Here is an 18,051-nt window from a genome sequence, read left to right as displayed (position 1 = left end):
GTGCGGGGGTGGCGGCTGCGGGACGTCCGGCCAGACGCTGAGACATGGGTGCCTCCTCGGGATGCCGGGCCAGGGGCTGCGCCCGGGCGTCATCGACGCTACGCCCGCCGGACGCTGCGGAAGGGGGCCCAAGGACGCCGGTCCGCCCGCACGGCCGCGGGCCCGTGCCTGCATCGGCGGGCCGTCCCGGCGTCCGGGAGGCATGCTGATGACCATGGACCTCGACGCCCAGGACGCCCCGCCCCGGTCCGACCTCGAGCTCGTCGTGCTGCTCGACGACGACGGACGCCCCTGCGGCACCGCCCTGAAGGCCGACGTGCACACCCGGACGACGCCGCTGCACCTGGCGTTCTCCTGCTGGGTCGTCGACCCGGCCGGGCGGGTCCTCCTCACCCGCCGGGCCGAGTCGAAGCGGACGTGGCCCGGGATCTGGACGAACGCCTTCTGCGGCCACCCCGGCCCGGGCGAGCCGCCCGAGGCCGCCCTCGGCCGACGGGCGCGGCAGGAGCTCGGGACACGGGTCACCGGCGTCCGCGTCGTGCTGCCCGACTTCCGCTACGAGGCCACCATGGCGGACGGCACCCGGGAGAACGAGGTGTGCCCGGTGTTCCTCGCCGGGCTCGCCGACGACCACCTCGACCCGGACCCCGACGAGGTCGCCGAGTGGCGCTGGACGACCGTCGACGACCTCGTCGCGGACGTCGCCGCCGGCGCCGGCACCTACAGCCCGTGGGCGCTGCTCCAGCTCGGGCAGCTGATCGACGCGGGCTGCCTGGCCCGGCCCGGGAGCGCGCCCCTCAGCTGAGGTGGTGCGGCTGCACGCCGCTCTTGTGGTGGTCGTCGGAGCCGACGGGCCGCGGGCTCGGCCCGAACGCCCGGACCGCCGCGTGGTCCGCCGACGCGGTCGGCGCCAGCCGGATCACGACGGACTTGGACGTCGGGCAGTTGCTCCCGACCGCCGTGGAGTCCAGCGGCACCAACGGGTTGACCTCCGGGTAGTAGGCGGCCACGCACCCCCGCGGCGTGTCGTAGGGGACGACCCGGAACCCGCGGACCACCCGGACGCTGCCGTCCTCCCAGGTGCCGACGAGGTCGACGAGGCCCCCGGCCTCGAGGCCGAACGCCGTGATGTCGTCGGGGTGGACCATGACGACGTCGCGACCGCCGGAGATCCCGCGGTAGCGGTCGTCGTGCCCGTAGACGGTCGTGTTGAACTGGTCGTGGCTGCGCAGCGACTGGAGCAGCACGTGGCCGTCGGGCACCCGCAGGACGTCGAGCGGGCTGACGGTGAACTGGGCCCTGCCGTCCGGGGTCTCGAACGTCCGGGAGTCCCGGGGCGGGTGCGGCAGGACGAAACCGCCCGGTTGCTCGACCTTCTCGGGGTACGCCTCGCACCCGGGGACGACGTGCGCGATGTGCTCGCGGATCCGCCGGTAGTCGGCCCGCATCGCGGCCCAGTCGATGCGGCTGCCCTCCGGGGCGGAGCCCAGGGTGGCCTCGGCGAGGCCGGTGATGATCGCGACCTCGGAGCGCAGCAGCGGGCCGGCCGGGTCGAGCGGCCCGTGCGAGAGGTGGACGGCGGACATCGAGTCCTCGACGGAGACCGACTGCGGGCCCGACTCCTGCAGGTCGACCTCGGTCCGCCCCAGCGTGGGCAGGATGAGTGACGTCCGGCCCGCGGTGACGTGCGACCGGTTGAGCTTGGTCGAGACGTGCACGGTGAGGTCGGCCGACTCCAGGGCGGCGTACGTCACGGGCGTGTCCGGCGCCGCCGCGGCGAAGTTGCCGCCGAGGGCGACGAAGACCTTCGCCGAGCCGTCGCGCAGGGCGCGGACGGAGTCGACGACGTCGAGACCGCGCCGGCGCGGGGGCTCGAACCCGAACTCGTCCCGCAGCGCGTCGCCGAAGTGGGTGGGCAGCTTCTCCCATATGCCCATCGTCCGGTCGCCCTGGACGTTCGAGTGGCCGCGCACCGGGCACAGACCCGCCCCCGGCTTGCCGATGTTGCCCTGCGCCAGCGCGACGTTGACGATCTCCTTGATCGTGGCGACCGCGTTCCGGTGCTGGGTGATGCCCATCGCCCAGCAGATCACGGTCCGCCGGGAGCCGGCGAACATCGCCGCCGTCTGCTCGATCTGCGCGCGGTCGAGCCCCGTGGCCTCGAGCACGCGGTCCCAGTCGAGCTCGGCGAGGTGCTTGCGCCAGGCCTCGAAGCCCTCGGTGTGCCGCTCCACGAAGTCGTGGTCGAGCACCCCGCCCGCGGCGTCGGCGTCCAGCAGCAGCGCCCCGACGGCCTGGAACAGGGCGAGGTCGCCGTTGGTCCGGATCGGCAGGTGCAGGTCCGCGAGCGTCGTCCCGACGCCGCTGACGCCGCGCGGGGTCTGCGGGTTGCGGAACCCGAGCAGACCGGCCTCCGGCAACGGGTTCACCGCGAGGATCCGCGCTCCGCGCTGCTTGGCCTTCTCCAGCGCGGTGAGCATCCGCGGGTGGTTCGTCCCGGGGTTCTGGCCGCAGATCACGACGAGGTCGGCCTGGTGGACGTCGTCCAGCGAGACGCTGCCCTTGCCGATGCCGATCGTCTCGGCGAGCGCCACGGACGTCGACTCGTGGCACATGTTCGAGCAGTCGGGCAGGTTGTTCGTGCCGAACGCGCGCACGAACAGCTGGTAGACGAACGCCGCCTCGTTGGAGGCCCGGCCGCTCGTGTAGAAGACCGCCTCGTCCGGGGAGCCGAGCGCCCGCAGGCGGGACGCGACGAGGGCGAACGCCTCGTCCCAGGAGATCGGCGTGTAGTGGTCTGCCCCGTCCCGCCGGACCATCGGGTGGGTCAGCCGGCCCTGCTGCCCCAGCCAGTAGTCCGACCGGGTCGCCAGGTCCTGCAACGAGTGCGCGGCGAAGAAGTCCGGCCCGACCCGGCGGACCGTCGCCTCCTCCGCGACCGCCTTGGCGCCGTTCTCGCAGAACTCGGCCCGCGACCGGTCGCCGGGGCGCGGGTCCGGCCACGCGCACCCCATGCAGTCGAACCCGTGCGCCTGGTTGAGCCGGGTCAGCGTGCGCGCGGTCCGCACGACCCCCATCTGCTCACGGGACCGGTTCAGCGCGACGAGCACGGCGGGGACGCCGGCGGCGGTCGTCTTCGGCGGCCCCACCTCGACCTGGGTCGCCGGGACGTCGTCCTGCGGGGCTGGCGTGGTCATGGCTCTCCTCACTGCGGCCGGCGCGGCACGGGCCCGTTCGGCGGCCCGCAGTCCCTGGCCACCGGACCGTAGGCACGCGGGCCGCCGTCCGCAGCCGCACTCGTCCCCCGCGGGCGGGTCAGGAACCGGCGAGCGAGCCCGCGAAGATCTGCCAGGCGAGGAGGGACTTGGCGACGAGGCTGAGGACGAGGTAGGTCTTCTCGCCGTAGGCGTAGTCGCCCCAGCGGCCGACCCCGCGGTACTGCAGCCACTGGTTGAGTCCGAAGCTGAAGAACAGCACCACCTGCGTCACGACGATCCCGTACACGAACCCGGGGACGGTGTCGGCGGCGAGCACGTTGAAGCCGATCGCGATCCAGGGTGCGAGGCCGACGAGGGTGCCGAACCAGAAGGGCAGCATCGTCGTGGCCGCCCGCCCGGGCGGGTTCATGAGCTCCTGGAGCCACCCGAAGAGGATCATGCCGACGTTCGCGCCGGCGACGGCGATCACGACGTCGAGGCCCGTGAGCCCGGAGTAGAAGCCGATGAGGATCACCATGAGCGTGGCGCTCACGGAGTACTCCACCCAGCGGAACCGGTTGATCCCCCGGCGCAGGTCGCTCTCGTAGACCCCGCGGGACGACGTCGCGGTGAGGAGGTGGTCGGCGGCCGCCAGGGCCAGGAACAGTGCCACGGCCCAGGCGATCCGGACGTCGAACAGCCCTTCCGGCGCCCCCGCGGGGGACCCGGGCGGCCCGGTGGGCACCGACGACGTGACAGTGATGGCGAAGGCGCCGCCCAGCGCCAGGACGGCGACCGCCTGGCCGAGGTGCAGGACGGCGAGCCCGAGGTTCCACCGGTGCAGGTCCGCGAGCCGCGCCGGCGTGACCCCGGATGCGACCCGGGACGGGCGGAGGTGCTCGGACGTCGTGTCCGGGTCGACCATGGCTGGCTCCGATGCCCTCGCGCTGCGCGGTGTGCGCAGACCGTCGCCGGGTCCGGGGCAACGTGGTCAAGGTAGCCCGTCACCGCCCGACGCGCTGCTCCACCGTCCGCAGCGGGTGCAGGTCGAACCACTGGTCGTCGAACCGCAGGCACGCAGGACGGCGGGTGCTCCGCAGGACAGCCGTCCTGCGCGCCGGCGCACCCGCCGGGAGACAATGGAAGCAGTGCACGCGCCAACCATGGGGGTGGTGGCCATGCGGCACGGTTCGCGTCTTCTCACCCTTCTCGCCGCGGTCGTCCTGGCCGCCGGCCAGCTCGTCCTCACGGCGGAACCCGCGGGCGCCGCCGTCCGGTCGTGCAGCACCTCGACGCCCGTCGCGCAGCGGCCGACGCTGCGGCTGCACGACTCGGGCACCTGCGTCGTCGTGGCGCAGAAGGCGTTGGTGTCCAAGGGCTACAGCGTCGGGTCGGCCGGTGCCGACGGCGACTTCGGCAACGCCACGCTGCGCGCCGCCCGGGCGTTCCAGAAGGAGTTCGGGCTCGAGGCGGACGGGATCATCGGTCCGCTGACGTGGGCGAAGCTCGGCACCGGGGCCGCCTACAACCGCGGCCGCGGCCCGAACACCACGTCGCGCGTCGTCGCGACGTTCGACGACTGCCCGCCGTCGGTCGCGGCCTTCCGCGCGATGGTCGAGGCCGCCGACGCGGCCGGTGTCGGCCTCGTGCTCGCACCGACCGGCAGCTGCCTGACCAAGTACCGCAACCAGGGCGTGGACCTCGCCGTGCTGGCCCGATCCCACGGCCAGTACGTCATCAACCACACCGTCTCCCACCCGGACCTGACGACGATCAGCTACGCCTCGGTGCTCACCCAGCTCGCCGCCCCGGGCGTCGTGACGAACTTCGGCCGGCCGCCGTACGGCGCGTCGGACACGACCGTCGCTACGGCCTACACCGCGGCCGGCATGCGGCAGTGGACCTGGACCGTCGACACCCGGGACTGGACGGGCAAGACCGCCGCCCAGGTCGTCACCTACGTCGTCACGAACGCCCGGGCCGGGGACACCGTGCTCATGCACATGGGCTGGAACGCCTTCAACCCGACGGCGCTCGGCCAGATCCGCTCCGGCCTCACCGCGCGCGGGCTCGCCCTGTGCGCGGCGTACGACGGCACGACCCCGACCAGGCTGCCGAGGTCGCTGCCCTGCACCGGGTAGGTGATGCTGGGGCGGACGCCCGTCGACGCGCACCGGGAGGACCCGCCGGATGGACCGCCCGACCGCGCTGCCCGCCGGCGCCGAGCACGTGCGCACGACACCGGACTTCGACGCCGGCACCGTGCCGGCCGGGCTGCTCCGCGCGCACCGCGTCGCGGACGGCGTCTGGGGCCGCCTCGTCGTCCGCGCCGGCACGGTCGTGTTCCGCTTCGAGGACGACCCGGACGCCCCGGTCACCGTGACCGCGGGCGGGCACGTCGTCATCCCGCCCGGTCTGCCGCACCACGTCGAGCCGGAGGGCGCCGCGGCCTTCGCCGTGGAGTTCTACCGGGTCGCGGACGGGTCGACGGCCCGGTAGTCCTCGTGCAGGGTCATCCCGCTCCCCCCGGCCGGCCCACCGGGTGCGCCGCCCGCAGCACCCGCAGGATCCGCGCCAGCTCCTGCCGGTCGGCGTCGCTGAGGGCGGCGAAGTAGGCGTCGCCCTCGGCCGACCGGGCCGCCCGGACCTGCTCGGAGACCTGCTCGCCCTGCGCGGTGAGGGCGACGAGGACGGCACGGCGGTCGTCAGGATCGGGGCGCCGCCGGACCAGCCCGCGGCGCTCGAGGTCGTCCGCGACCTCGGTGCCCGAGCGCGGTGCGATCCGCAGGTGCTCCGACAGCGCACTCATCCGCATCTCGCCGTGGCGGGTCAGCACGCGCAGGGCGCGGGCCTGGCCCGGGGTGACGTCGAGCGGGGCGAACGCCTTGGCCGACCGGTGGTGCAGCGTCCGCGCGACGGTCGTGAACGCCTCGGGGAGCGAAAGGTCGTCGGGATCGGGCACGGGGAACAGACTAGCAACACATCGCGTTACCCCCTCATAATGAGGTAACCTCAAGAAATGAGGACCCCACCCCAGGAGGCACGCCCTTGACGGACATCACGACCAGACCCAGGACCCGCACCACCACCCCGAGCCCGACCCCGAGCCCGACCCCGGACGGCGCACCCACCGAGGCGCCCGCAGGCCCGGGCGGCCGGGGCCCCCGCCGCGTCACCGAGGCCGAGCGCGCCCAGGCGCGCGGCGTCTCGCTGCGCCGGATCGGCGCCCTCTTCCTGCCGCACCGCCGCCCGCTGGCCGTGGTCGTCGCGACGATCGTCGCGTCGTCCGTCGTGGCCATGGCCTCGCCCTTCCTCCTGCGCCACGTCATCGACGTCGCGCTGCCGCAGCAGGACGTCGCGCTCCTCGTGCGGCTCGTCGCCGCGATGGTCGCCGTCGCGGCCGCCACCTCGGTGCTGGGCGTCCTCCAGACGTGGATCAGCACCCGGGTCGGCCAGTCGGTCATGCACGACCTGCGCACCGGCGTCTTCGCCCACCTGCAGCGGCAGTCGATCGGCTTCTTCACCCGGACCCGCACCGGCGAGGTCCAGTCCCGCATCACGAACGACATCGGCGGCATGCAGGGGGTCGTGACGTCCACCGCGACGTCCATCGCCTCGAACCTCACGACGGCGATCGCCACCGCCGTCGCGATGCTCGCCCTCTCCTGGCGCCTCTCCCTCATCTCGCTGGTCGTCATGCCGCCGGCGATCGCCCTGACCCGGCGCGTCGCGTCGATGCGCCGCGAGATCACCGCCCAGCGCCAGCGCGAGCTCGCCGACCTCAACGTCGTCATCGACGAGGGCCTGTCCATCAACGGGATCCAGCTGAGCCGCACGATGGGCGCCGGGCAGTCCCTCGTCGACCGGTTCACCGCGTCGTCCACCCGGCTCATCGACCTGGAGCTGCGCTCCGAGCTCGCCGGCCGCTGGCGGATGGCCACGATGAGCATCATCTTCGCGGCGATCCCGGCCGCGATCTACCTCGCCGCGGGCCTGCCGGCCACCCGCAGCGGGATGACCATCGGCACCCTCGTCGCCTTCACGGCGTTGCAGGCCAACCTCTTCCGCCCGCTCATGGGGCTGCTCAACGTCGGCGTCTCCCTCGTCTCCTCGCTCGCCCTCTTCGCGCGGATCTTCGAGTACCTCGACCTGCCCGTCGACGTCGACGACCCGGCCGAGCCGGTGGACGTCGACCCGGCCGCCGTCCGCGGCCACGTCCGGCTCGAGGGCGTCACCTTCACCTACCCGGGCAGCGACTCCCCCGCGGTCGACGACGTCACCGTCGACGTCCCGGCGGGGACGACGCTCGCGCTCGTCGGGCCGACCGGCTCCGGCAAGAGCACCCTCGCCGGGCTCGTCGCCCGGCTCCAGGACCCCACGGCCGGCCGGATCACCGTCGACGGCGTCGACCTGCGCGACCTGCGCCTGGTCGACCTGGCGAAGGTCGTCGGCGTCGTGAGCCAGGAGACCTACCTGCTGCACACGACCGTCCGCGAGAACCTGCGCTACGCCAAGCCGGACGCCACCGACGCCGAGATCGAGGCTGCGGCCCGCGCCGCGCAGGTCCACGAGCTCATCGCGTCCCTGCCCGACGGCTACGACACGATGGTCGGCTCGCGCGGGCACCGGTTCTCCGGCGGCGAGAAGCAGCGCATCGCGATCGCCCGCACCCTGCTGCGCGACCCGAAGGTGCTCGTCCTCGACGAGGCGACGAGCGCCCTGGACACCCAGACCGAGCGCGCCGTCCAGGGCGCCTTCGACCGGCTGTCCGCGGGCCGCACGACCATCACCATCGCGCACCGGCTGTCCACGGTCCGCGACGCCGACCGGATCGTCGTCCTCGACCACGGCCGGGCCGTCGAGACCGGCACGCACACCGAGCTCGTCGCACGCGACGGCCGCTACGCGGCACTGGCCGCCTGACCGACGGCGGGCGGCGGACAGCGGGTGGCGGACGGCGGGCGGGTCAGCCCGGCGTCCGCGCCGGGTCCGGCGTGAGCCAGTCGAACGCGTCGCCTGCGACGTCCCGGACCGGGTTCTCCAGCACCCCCACCCCGGCGACGGACACCCGGACGACGTCCCCCGCCAGCAGCGTCCAGTCGAGCTCGGGAACGATCCCCGTCCCGGTCGAGAGCACGACCCCGGCGGGGAACCGCTGCGCCCGGAACAGGTGCTCGACGAGGTCGTCGAGGCTGCGGTGGATCGCGGCCGTCGACGTCGACCCCGACCAGACGACCGCTCCCCCGCGCAGCACGGCGACCTCGATCCCGAGGTCGCGGACGTCGTCCACCTGCCACAGCGGGACGATGCCCGGCCCGAGGGCGCAGGCCCCCGTGTACGTCTTGGCCTGCGGCAGGTAGAGCGGGTTCTCGCCCTCGATCGTCCGCGACGAGACGTCGTCGCAGACCGTCAGCCCGACGACCTCGCCGCTCGCGGTGCACACGAGCGCGAGCTCGGGCTCGGGGACGTCGACACCGGAGTCGGTGCGGATGCCGATCGGCTCGCCGTGACCGACGGCGCGCCACGCGACCGACTTGAGGAACAGCTCCGGGCGCTGCGCCTCGTAGACCCGCGCGTAGACGTCGGCGACGGCGCTCTCCTCCTGGCGGGCCTCGCTGGACCGCCGGTACGTCACGCCCGAGGCCCAGACCTCGGTGAGCCCGTCGACGGGCGGCAGCAGCCGCACCGGGCCCGCGACGGGCTCGCCGGGCGCCCCGACCGCCCGTCGGAACGCGGCGCCGTCACCGGCGAGGAGGTCGGCGACGGACGGCGCGGCGAGCCGCCGCGCGGCGCCCGGGTCGCCGTCGGGGGCGAGCGCGACGACCACCCCGGACGGCGTGGCGAGACGGACGATCTGGTCCGGCACGGGACCTCCTCCAGGGCGGGGAGCCGGTCGGCCCGGCGTGGGTCGCGGCCCAGCCTAGGCACCCGCGCCGCCCGGCCGCTGCCCCGCGGCCCCTACGCTGAGGTGACCGGCAGGCCCTGTCCGGACCCGCGAGCCAGGCGCGAGGAGGTGCCCCGTGACGACGACCCACCGCGCCGCCGCGCGCCCCAACCTCGAGCAGGTCGCCGCCCGCGCCGGGGTCTCGCGGGCCACCGTCTCCCGGGTCGTCAACGGCTTCGCCTCGGTCGACCCGGCCCTGCGCGAGCGCGTCGAGCAGGCCGTCGCCGACCTCGGGTACGTACCGAACCAGGCGGCCCGCTCGCTGGTGACGCGGCGCACGGACACGATCGCGCTCGTCGCCTCCGAGCCGGACCAGCGCGTCTTCGGCGACCCGTTCTTCGGGGACGTCGTCCGCGGCGTGAGCCAGGAGGCGATGGCCTTCGGCCTCCAGATCACGCTCCTCATGGCGCAGTCCCACGGCGACCTCGACCGGATCGCCGGCTACCTCACGACCGCCCCCGTGGACGGCGTGCTCCTCGTCTCCGGCCACGCCGGCCACGACCCGCTGCCGGCGACCATGGTCGCGGCCGGGATCCCCGTCGTCATCGGCGGCCGCCCGCTGCAGGCCGGGCTCGACGTCCCCTCGGTCGACAACGACAACGTCGGCGGCGGGGCCGCGGCCGCCCGGCACCTCGCGGGTCTGGGGCGCACCGTCGTCGGCACCGTCGCCGGGCCCGCCGACATGGCCGCCGGCATCGACCGGCTCGCCGGCTTCCGGGCCGGGCTCGGCCGCGCCTGGCGCAGCGCACGCGTCGAGCGCGGGGACTTCACCGTGGACGGCGGGGAGGCCGCGACGCAGCGGCTCCTCGAGCGCGTCCCCGACCTCGACGGCCTCTTCGCCGCGAACGACCTCATGGCCATGGGCGCGCTCAAGGCGCTGCGCCGGGCGGGCCGCCGGGTGCCGGACGACGTCGCGCTCGTCGGCTTCGACGACATCCGGATGGCGACCCTCACCGAGCCGCCGCTGACGACGGTGCGGCAGCGTTCGGTGACCCAGGGCCGGGCGATGGTCCGGATGCTCCTGGCGCGGACCCGCCCAGGGCTCGTCCTGCCGGCCGACGCCGACCTGCCGGACGACGACGGCACCGATCGCGTCGTCCTGCCGGTGACGCTCGTCGTCCGCGAGTCGGCCTGACCGGACGACCTGCCGCACGCCGTCCGCTCGCCGTCGGCACGACCTGACAAACCACTGTCCGTATCTCCCCCTTGTGCCCCGTTGGCCCCTGTGGTTGTCTCTGCCGGGAGAGCGCTCTCTCAGCGCGCAGCAGCCTCCGAGGAAGCAGGTTCGCAGCCATGGGTCCCACGCGTCCGCCGTCCACCGCCCGCCCCCGCCGCACCGTCGGCGCCCTGGCCCTCGCCGCGGCCCTCGTCGTGCCCGGCGTCGCGCTCGCCACGGGCGTCGCACCGGCCTCGGCGGCCACCGGCGACCCCGACCTGGGCCCGAACGTCGCCGTCTTCGACCCGTCGATGGCCACGAGCGCCATCCAGGCGAAGATCGACGAGATCGCCGCGAAGCAGATCGACAACGAGATGGGCAGCGACCGGTACGCCCTGCTCTTCAAGCCGGGCACCTACGGCAGCGCCGAGGCCCCCCTCAACGTCAAGGTCGGCTACTACACCGAGGTCGCCGGGCTCGGGCTCAACCCGACCGACGTGACGATCAACGGCCACGTCGACGTCGTCAACCGGTGCTTCCCCGACGGCAACGGCGGCCAGAGCTGCATCGCGCTGAACAACTTCTGGCGCTCGCTGTCCAACCTCACGATCGACGTCAAGGCGATCGGGCAGGACGGCTGCCGCGACTCCGCCACCTTCTGGGCCGTCTCGCAGGCGGCACCGATGCGCCGCGTCAACGTCACGGGCGGCAACCTCTCGCTCATGGACTACTGCAGCGCGCCGTCCTTCGCGAGCGGCGGCTTCATCGCCGACTCCAAGGCGGGCCTGGTCATCAGCGGCTCGCAGCAGCAGTGGTACACCCGGGACAGCACGGTCGGCACCTGGTCGAACGGCGTCTGGAACCAGGTCTTCTCCGGCGTGAACGGCGCACCCGCGACGTGCTTCCCGGCGGACGCCGCGACGTGCGGCGGCCCCTACACGACGCTCGCGAAGACCCCGGTGAGCAAGGAGAAGCCGTACCTCTACGTCGACGGGAAGGGCGGCTGGAACGTCTTCGTCCCGTCGCTGCGGCGTGACTCGACGGGGACGACGTGGGAGAACGGCCCGACCCCGGGCACGTCCGTCCCGCTGTCGAGGTTCTTCGTGGCCAAGCCGTCGACCTCGGTCCGCACGATCAACGAGCAGCTCGACCGTGGCAAGCACCTGCTGCTCACGCCGGGCGTCTACGACGTCGCCCGCACCATCGAGGTCGAGCGCGCGAACACGGTCGTGCTGGGCCTCGGGCTGCCGTCCCTGTCGGCGCAGCGCGGCGCGCTCGTGCTCGACGTCGCGGACGCCCGCGGCATCGACATCGCCGGCGTCATGGTCGACGCCGGCCCGGTGAACTCCAAGCTGCTCATCCGGATCGGCTCCCGCGACGACAAGGGGCGCCGCTCGGGCACCCCGGTGGCCCTGCAGGACGTCTTCGTCCGGATCGGCGGCCCGCAGGTCGGCAAGGCGACGGTCACCATGGAGGTCAACAGCGACGACGCCCTGCTCGACAACCTCTGGCTGTGGCGTGCCGACCACGGCAACCCCGGCACCGTCGGCTGGACCGTCAACACCGCGGACACCGGGCTCGTCGTCAACGGCGACGACGTCACGGCGACCGGCCTGTTCGTCGAGCACTACCAGAAGACCGAGGTCATCTGGAACGGCCAGCGCGGCAACGTGGTCTTCTTCCAGAACGAGATGCCGTACGACCCGCCGAGCCAGGCGGCGTGGAGCCGTCCGGGCGGGGTCAAGGGCTACCCGGCGCTCAAGGTCTCGAACCGGGTCAAGGCCTTCACGATGACCGGCGCGGGCAGCTACAGCTTCTTCAACCAGGGCCTGGACATCTTCGCCGACAACGCGTTCGAGGTCCCGAAGACCCTCCCGAAGGGCAGCCTCACCAACCTGCTGACGATCTTCCTCGACCCGAACAACGGCAAGGGCGGGATCGACAACGTCGTCAACGGGGTCGGCGGTCCGTCGACGATCGCGAACGCCGACATCCCGGTGACGGTGGTCAGCTACCCCTGAGTCCCGGCGCCCCACCCGGGCGTCCCGGACGACGACCGGCCCGCACCCCCTTCGGGGTGCGGGCCGGTGTCGTGCGGGTCACACCGCGGATCCTGTATCGCTCCCGGCCCCGACGGCGTCCATGCGCCGACCCCGCAGGGAGCGGGGCATCCACCAGGAGGTCGTCATGGTCCGCAACGAGAGCACCGCAGACCGCATCATCCGCCTCGTCGTCGCGGTGGTCGCCGCCGTCGTCGCGTTCACGGTCGGCGCCGGTTCGGCGCTCGGGATCGTCCTGCTCGTCGTCGGGGCCGTCATGCTCGTCACCGCGGCGGTCGGGTTCTGCCCGCTGTACCGCGTCTTCGGCCTGAGCACCTGCCCGATGCCCAAGAGCCAGGTGCACTGACCGAGGGGCTACCGTCGCAGCGATGGACGCCCGCGACGTGCTCGGAGCCGCCCTCCTGGACGAGGTCCCGGGTCTGTACCGGTACGCGAGGACCCTGGCACGCGACCGGACCCAGGCCGAGGACCTCGTCCAGGAGACCCTGACGCGCGCCCTCGAGAAGGCGGACACCTTCCGCGGCGACTCCTCCCCCGCGACCTGGCTGCACCGCATCCTGCACAACCTCGCGGTCGACCGGGCGCGACGCAGCCGTGAGGTCCCGGTCGACGACGTGGCCGAGGCCGTCGAGACCCTGTGGGGCGACGACGCCTACACGGTCGACGCCGAGACCGTCGCCCTGCGGGCCCAGACCCGCGCCGACCTCGAGGACGCACTGGTCCACCTGCCCGTCCCGTACCGCTCGGCGGTGCTCCTGCACGACGTCGAAGGGCTGACCGCCCTGGAGGTCGCCACCGTCCAGTCGGTGAGCCTGCCCGCGGCGAAGCAACGACTGCGCCGCGGCCGGATGATGCTCGTCTCCGAGCTCGCGCGCGGCCCGGAGCGCCGGGCCGCCCTGAAGGGAGTGCCCATGCGCTGCCGCGACGCCCGCAGCCAGGTGAGCGACTTCCTCGACGGCGACCTCGACGACGCGCAGGCCGCGCTCGTCGTCCGGCACCTCGAGGCATGCCCGACGTGCCCCCCGCTGTACGCCGCGCTCGTCGCGACGACCGAGGCGCTCGGCGACCGCCGCACCCGGCAGGGCGACCGCGACCCCGACTCCGTCGTCCCGCCCGACCTCGCACGCCGGGTCGGGGCGCTGCTGGACCGGGCGACGGACTGACCCGTCGGACCGTCGCGCGGCGCGGCGCGACGTCACGCACCCGGCGGCGCGACCCTCACCGGCACCGCGCACGCCGCTGCGGACGTGCGGCGCTGCTGCAGGCCGAACACGAGCAGGACGACGGCGGTGAGCATGCCGCCGCCGCCCGGGGTGGTGTCGAGCATGAGCAGCCCGCCCACGATGCTCGCGGCCGGGACGACGGCGCACGGCGTGCAGCCGCGCTCGACGAGGCGGCCCGACCCGTGCGGTGCGACGTAGCCGGCCACGGCGACCGCACCGAGCACGGCGCACAGGACGGCGCCGGGCCAGGCCCACCAGGCCGCGGCAGGTGTCGCGGCGTCATGGAACAGCCATGCGAGCGGGCCCGTGACCAGCGCCGCCGTCGCGGCACGGCGGGGGTCACGGGCCCACGTCGCGCGACCGGGCGGCCGCAGACGCATCAACGGCCGAAGAGCCGGGAGAGGAAGGACGGCGGCTGGGCTGCCGCCTTCATCTCCGCGGTGCAGCGGCAACGGTCGTTCTTCGGGACGTTGCGCATGACCTGGTCGACGTGCTGCCCGCACCCCTTCCAGGTGGTCTTGCTGCAAGCGGGGCAGGTGGCGGCTCGGCACATGGTGGTCCTTCCGTAGGTCTGACGGTGGCTTCGGCGCTCGACTGCACCGACTTTATACCCCTGGGGGTATCACTTGCTCAACTTCGACCTACGGGGTTATTGTACGGACATCCGGAACTCCGGATAGACATCAAGAGCAGGTCGCCGACGACCGAGGAGAGAACCATGACGACACAGCTCGAGGTCGACCTCGAGTCGTTCGCGGCGGTCCAGCCCGACGCGTTCCTCATCGACGTCCGGGAGCCCGACGAGTACGCGGGGGGCCACGTGCCGACGGCGCGGCTCGTCCCCGCCGGCTCCCTCGCGGGGGCTGCCGCCGGCCTGCCCGAGGACCGGACGATCTACGTCATCTGCGCCAGCGGCAACCGCAGCCTGCGGGCCGCCGCAGCACTCACCGCCTCGGGCCTGCGGGCCCTGTCCGTGGCCGGCGGCACGTCGGGCTGGATCCGCTCCGGCCGCCCCGTCGTCACCGGGGCGCGCACGTCGTGACCGCGACCCTGACGGTCGTCCTGGCACTCGCCGTCGGGGTGTCCCTCGGCCTGCTCGGCGGGGGCGGCTCGATCCTCGCCGTCCCTTTGCTCGTGTACGTCGGCGGCCTCGACCCGCACGAGGCGACCGCGGGGTCCCTGTTCGTCGTCGGCGTCACGAGCGGCGTCGGCCTGCTGAGCCACGCACGGGCCGGGCGGGTGCGCTGGCGGACCGGCCTGCTCCTCGGCGCCGCAGGCATGGCCGGCGCCTACGGCGGCGGCCGGGTCTCGGCCCTCGTCCCGGGGCCGGTCCTGCTCGGCGCCTTCGCCCTCATGATGCTCGCCGCCGCGGTCGGGATGCTCCGCGGCCGGCGCGGCGGAGACACGGGTCGCGAGGAGCTGCGCGTGCCCGCCGCGATCGGGCTCGGCACCGCCGTCGGCGTCGTCACCGGGTTCGTCGGAGCGGGCGGCGGGTTCGTCATCGTGCCCACGCTCGTCCTCGTCGCCGGGCTGCCGATGACCGCGGCCGTCGGGACGTCCCTGCTCGTCATCACCCTCCAGTCCGCAGCCGGACTCGCGGGCCACCTCGCCGGCACCTCGCTGCCCTGGCCGCTGGTCCTGGCGGTCACGGCGTCCGCCGTCCTCGGGAGCCTCGCGGGCAGCCGGCTCGCCGGCCGGATCCCGGCCGACCGCCTCCGCCGCGCCTTCGCCGCACTGGTCCTGGCCATCGCCGCACTCGTCCTCGTCGAGCAGGTCCCCGCGGGCGCGGCGCGCTGGACCGCCGCAGCCGTCGCGGTCACGCTGCTGAGCGCCGGAGCCCTGCTCGCGACCGCCCGCACCCACCGTTGGAAATATACCCCCCGGGGTATACAGTTGACCCTGTTGACCGACCCGCAGGGGCCTGCGACGCCCCACACCTCGACCCGCACCCCGAGCCGTCAGGAGACGCAGATGTCCGACCCCCAGACCCCCCCGGCCACGGCCCGCCCCTCGACGATGGTGTTCACGCAGTACTACGTGGACTGCCTGTCCCAGGCCTCGTACCTCGTCGGCGACACCTCGACCGGGCAGGCCGTCGTCGTCGACCCGCGCCGCGACGTCCAGGAGTACCTGGACGACGCGAAGGCCCAGGGCCTGACGATCGTCGGGATGGTCAACACCCACTTCCACGCCGACTTCCTCTCAGGGCACCTCGAGCTCGCGAAGGCGACCGGTGCGTGGATCGGCTACGGCCGGGTCGCCCAGGCCGAGTTCGAGACCCGGGCCCTCGCGGACGGCGAGCGGATCTCCCTCGGCGACGTCACCCTGGAGATCATGGAGACGCCGGGCCACACCCCGGAGTCGATCAGCGTCCTGGTCTACGAGCACGCGGACGACGAGGTGGCCTACGGCGTCCTCACCGGTGACGCCCTCTTCATCGGCGACGTCGGCCGCCCCGACCTGCTCGCCTCGATCGGCGTCACCGCCGACGAGCTCGGCATCCAGCTGTACGACTCGATCCAGCGCAAGCTCATGGGCCTGCCCGACGCCGTCCGCGTCTTCCCCGCCCACGGCGCGGGCTCGGCGTGCGGCAAGAACCTCTCGACGGAGCGGCAGTCGACGATCGGCCAGCAGCGGCTGCTCAACTACGCCTGCCAGCCGATGAGCCAGGAGGACTTCGTCACCCTCGTCACCGCCGGGCAGCCGTCGGCCCCCGAGTACTTCGTCTACGACGCGATCCTCAACCGGAAGAACCGCGAGGTCTACGACGCCGACGCCGCCGTCCCGGCGCTCGACGCCGCCGCGTTCGACGCCGCGGTGAGCCGTGGCGCGACCGTCCTGGACACCCGTGACGTCACCGACTTCGCTGCCGGCCACCTGCGCGGGTCCCTCAACGTCCCCGCGGACGGCCGCTTCGCCGAGACCGCCGGGATGGTGCTCACCGCCGACCAGGAGGTCGTCGTCGTCGCCCCCGACGGCCGCGAGGCCGAGGTCGCGACCCGGCTCGCCCGCATCGGCTTCGACAAGGTCGTCGGCTACCTCGCCCGGCCCGAGGCGGTCATGCTCGACCGCCCGGGCGACGTCGACCACGGCAGCCGGCTCACCCCTGGCCGCCTCGCCGAGCTGACGACCGGCGAGGCCGCGGACGCCGCGGACGCGCCCGTCGTCGTCGACGTGCGCAACATCGGCGAGCGCGAGGGCGGGCACATCCCCGGCTCCCTGCACATCCCGCTCGCCGAGCTGCGGCGCCGGATGGACGAGATCCCGGCCGGGCGGCCCGTCGTCCTGCACTGCGCCGGCGGCTGGCGCTCCAGCGTCGCCGCGAGTCTGCTGCGCAACGCCGGCCGCAGCGACGTGTCCGACCTGGTCGGCGGGTTCGCCGCCTGGCAGGCGATGAACGAGCCCGTCAGCGCCTGACCGCCAGCCGCCGCCTCCCCGGAGCAACCTCGTGACCGACACCGCAGCCCTGGCCCCCGCCGCACCCGCGGCGGGGGCCAGGGCCCGTCTGGAGCACCTGCCCGTCACCGTCTTCGCCGTCGTCATGGGGCTGGCGGGCACGTCGCTCGCCTGGCAGCGCGCCGCCCGCACCGGGCACGTCACCCCCGCCGTCGGGACCGCACTCGCCTGGCTCGCCGCCGCCGTCCTCGCCGTCGTCGCGAGCGCCTACCTCGCGAAGGTGGTGCGCCACCTGCCCGCAGTCCGGGCCGAGTGGCGGCACCCGGTGAAGCTCGCCTTCGTGCCCACCGCGACGATCGCCCTCGTCATCCTCTCCGCAGCGTTCCTCGACACGGCACCGACGCTCTCCGCCGTCCTGTGGTGGGTGGGGGCACCGGCACAGCTCGTCCTCACCCTCGACGTCCTGCGGACCTGGATCGGCGACCCGCGGTTCACGCTCGACCACGTGCACCCGGCGTGGTTCATCCCCGTCGTCGGCAACCTCGTCGTGCCGCTCGCAGGGGTCGCGCACGGCCCCGGGCAGATCTCGTGGTTCTTCTTCTCCGTGGGGCTGGTCTACTGGCTGGCCCTGCTGCCGATCGTCCTGGGCCGGCTGGTCCTCGGCGGGGCGCTGCCGGGCCGGCTCTCGCCGACCCTCGCCGTCCTCGTGGCACCGCCCGCTGTCGCCGCCCTGGCCTGGGTGCGCCTCGGCGGCATCTTCGGGGACGCGCCGAGCCAGATCCTGCTCGACGTCACGCTCTTCCAGCTGCTGCTGCTCGCCACGCAGGCACCCGCGCTCGTCCGCCTGCCGTTCGCGATCTCCGGCTGGGCGTACACGTTCCCGCTCGCCGCTGCCGCGTCCGCGTTCTTCGGGGCCGGCGCCGCCGGGCCGGGACCAGGCTTCACGTGGCTCGGCTCGACCGTCCTGGCCGTCCTGAGCCTGGTGGTCGCCGGGCTCGGCGTCCGCACGCTGCTCGCCGTCCGACGGGGCGAGATCTGCCTCCCGGACCCGGCGCTGCCGGACGACGACCCGCAG

General features: G+C 74.0%; 17 protein-coding genes and 1 pseudogene. 12 read left to right on the top strand and 6 right to left on the bottom strand.

Annotated features, from left to right (window positions below; translation table 11 throughout):
• Positions 1-208 precede the first annotated feature (208 nt).
• Positions 209-805, top strand: coding sequence for an isopentenyl-diphosphate Delta-isomerase (gene idi / locus ECOMGDLI_RS24260; protein ID WP_198955146.1), 597 nt, complete (start codon positions 209-211; stop codon positions 803-805).
• Here the strand turns inward: idi and ECOMGDLI_RS24255 are convergent.
• Entirely contained in the window at positions 798-3,197 is a 2,400-nt protein-coding gene (locus ECOMGDLI_RS24255) for an FdhF/YdeP family oxidoreductase (protein WP_088319429.1), read from the bottom strand. The two genes, idi and ECOMGDLI_RS24255, sit on opposite strands and share 8 nt — an antisense overlap.
• A gap of 118 nt (positions 3,198-3,315) precedes the next feature.
• Complete coding sequence (heR, locus tag ECOMGDLI_RS24250) at positions 3,316-4,122, bottom strand: heliorhodopsin HeR (RefSeq protein WP_088319428.1); 807 nt, start codon at positions 4,120-4,122, stop codon at positions 3,316-3,318.
• A 253-nt stretch (positions 4,123-4,375) separates the two neighbouring features.
• Here heR and ECOMGDLI_RS24245 point away from each other — a divergent pair, with 253 nt between their 5' ends.
• Together ECOMGDLI_RS24245 and ECOMGDLI_RS24240 are read left to right on the top strand one after the other, a co-directional pair.
• Positions 4,376-5,338 (top strand): peptidoglycan-binding protein, encoded by a 963-nt coding sequence (locus tag ECOMGDLI_RS24245; RefSeq protein WP_158221131.1) that lies wholly within the window; start codon positions 4,376-4,378, stop codon positions 5,336-5,338.
• 49 nt (positions 5,339-5,387) lie between these two features.
• A complete protein-coding gene (locus ECOMGDLI_RS24240; protein ID WP_088319426.1) occupies positions 5,388-5,696 on the top strand; it encodes a DUF1971 domain-containing protein in 309 nt (102 codons plus the stop codon).
• A 13-nt stretch (positions 5,697-5,709) separates the two neighbouring features.
• Here the strand turns inward: ECOMGDLI_RS24240 and ECOMGDLI_RS24235 are convergent, their stop codons facing one another.
• Complete coding sequence (locus ECOMGDLI_RS24235; protein WP_088319425.1) at positions 5,710-6,159, bottom strand: MarR family winged helix-turn-helix transcriptional regulator; 450 nt, start codon at positions 6,157-6,159, stop codon at positions 5,710-5,712.
• 248 nt (positions 6,160-6,407) lie between these two features.
• Here ECOMGDLI_RS24235 and ECOMGDLI_RS24230 point away from each other — a divergent pair, with 248 nt between their 5' ends.
• Positions 6,408-8,120 (top strand): ABC transporter ATP-binding protein, encoded by a 1,713-nt coding sequence (locus tag ECOMGDLI_RS24230; protein ID WP_369812786.1) that lies wholly within the window; start codon positions 6,408-6,410, stop codon positions 8,118-8,120.
• Between the two features lie 43 nt (positions 8,121-8,163).
• Here the strand turns inward: ECOMGDLI_RS24230 and ECOMGDLI_RS24225 are convergent, their stop codons facing one another.
• A complete protein-coding gene (locus ECOMGDLI_RS24225) occupies positions 8,164-9,063 on the bottom strand; it encodes a fumarylacetoacetate hydrolase family protein (protein ID WP_233153613.1) in 900 nt (299 codons plus the stop codon).
• A 154-nt stretch (positions 9,064-9,217) separates the two neighbouring features.
• Here ECOMGDLI_RS24225 and ECOMGDLI_RS24220 point away from each other — a divergent pair, with 154 nt between their 5' ends.
• The 4 genes from ECOMGDLI_RS24220 to ECOMGDLI_RS36475 all read left to right on the top strand — a co-directional run bounded on the left by ECOMGDLI_RS24220 (position 9,218) and on the right by ECOMGDLI_RS36475 (position 13,520).
• A complete protein-coding gene (locus tag ECOMGDLI_RS24220; RefSeq protein WP_088319424.1) occupies positions 9,218-10,276 on the top strand; it encodes a LacI family DNA-binding transcriptional regulator in 1,059 nt (352 codons plus the stop codon).
• 158 nt (positions 10,277-10,434) lie between these two features.
• A complete protein-coding gene (locus tag ECOMGDLI_RS24215; protein WP_198955145.1) occupies positions 10,435-12,318 on the top strand; it encodes an adenylyl cyclase in 1,884 nt (627 codons plus the stop codon).
• Between the two features lie 166 nt (positions 12,319-12,484).
• Positions 12,485-12,703 carry a DUF2892 domain-containing protein gene (locus ECOMGDLI_RS24210; protein WP_088319423.1) on the top strand — a complete coding sequence of 73 codons (219 nt, stop codon included), beginning with the start codon at positions 12,485-12,487 and terminating at the stop codon, positions 12,701-12,703.
• A gap of 22 nt (positions 12,704-12,725) precedes the next feature.
• Positions 12,726-13,520: a sigma-70 family RNA polymerase sigma factor gene (locus ECOMGDLI_RS36475; protein ID WP_088319422.1), complete on the top strand. Its 795-nt coding sequence runs from the start codon at positions 12,726-12,728 to the stop codon at positions 13,518-13,520.
• A 32-nt stretch (positions 13,521-13,552) separates the two neighbouring features.
• On the opposite strand, the gene ECOMGDLI_RS24200 is transcribed toward ECOMGDLI_RS36475, so the two are convergent.
• On the bottom strand, positions 13,553-13,960 hold the full coding sequence (locus ECOMGDLI_RS24200; RefSeq protein ID WP_088319421.1) for a hypothetical protein: 408 nt from the start codon (positions 13,958-13,960) through the stop codon (positions 13,553-13,555).
• Positions 13,960-14,133: a hypothetical protein gene (locus tag ECOMGDLI_RS35500; protein WP_088319420.1), complete on the bottom strand. Its 174-nt coding sequence runs from the start codon at positions 14,131-14,133 to the stop codon at positions 13,960-13,962. Before ECOMGDLI_RS35500 ends, ECOMGDLI_RS24200 begins: the two co-directional genes overlap by 1 nt.
• A gap of 165 nt (positions 14,134-14,298) precedes the next feature.
• Between ECOMGDLI_RS35500 and ECOMGDLI_RS24190 the strand changes: the two genes are divergently transcribed.
• From ECOMGDLI_RS24190 to ECOMGDLI_RS24180, 4 genes and pseudogenes are all read left to right on the top strand, one after another.
• Positions 14,299-14,622, top strand: coding sequence for a rhodanese-like domain-containing protein (locus ECOMGDLI_RS24190; RefSeq protein ID WP_088319419.1), 324 nt, complete (start codon positions 14,299-14,301; stop codon positions 14,620-14,622).
• Positions 14,619-15,323 (top strand): annotated as a pseudogene (locus tag ECOMGDLI_RS36975) (sulfite exporter TauE/SafE family protein); the annotation flags it as partial. The gene ECOMGDLI_RS24190 and the pseudogene ECOMGDLI_RS36975, both read left to right, overlap by 4 nt.
• A 273-nt stretch (positions 15,324-15,596) precedes the next feature.
• Positions 15,597-16,997: a rhodanese-like domain-containing protein gene (locus ECOMGDLI_RS36970; protein WP_369812785.1), complete on the top strand. Its 1,401-nt coding sequence runs from the start codon at positions 15,597-15,599 to the stop codon at positions 16,995-16,997.
• 31 nt (positions 16,998-17,028) lie between these two features.
• Positions 17,029-18,051 (top strand): SLAC1 anion channel family protein (locus tag ECOMGDLI_RS24180; RefSeq protein WP_198955144.1); only part of this gene is annotated, 1,023 nt, incomplete at its 3' end.

This window comes from Kineosporia sp. R_H_3 (assembly GCF_002198675.1).
Lineage (GTDB): Bacteria > Actinomycetota > Actinomycetes > Actinomycetales > Kineosporiaceae > R-H-3.
The sequence above is the reverse complement of the archived record's forward strand: the minus strand, read 5'-3'. Positions and strand labels throughout refer to the sequence as shown.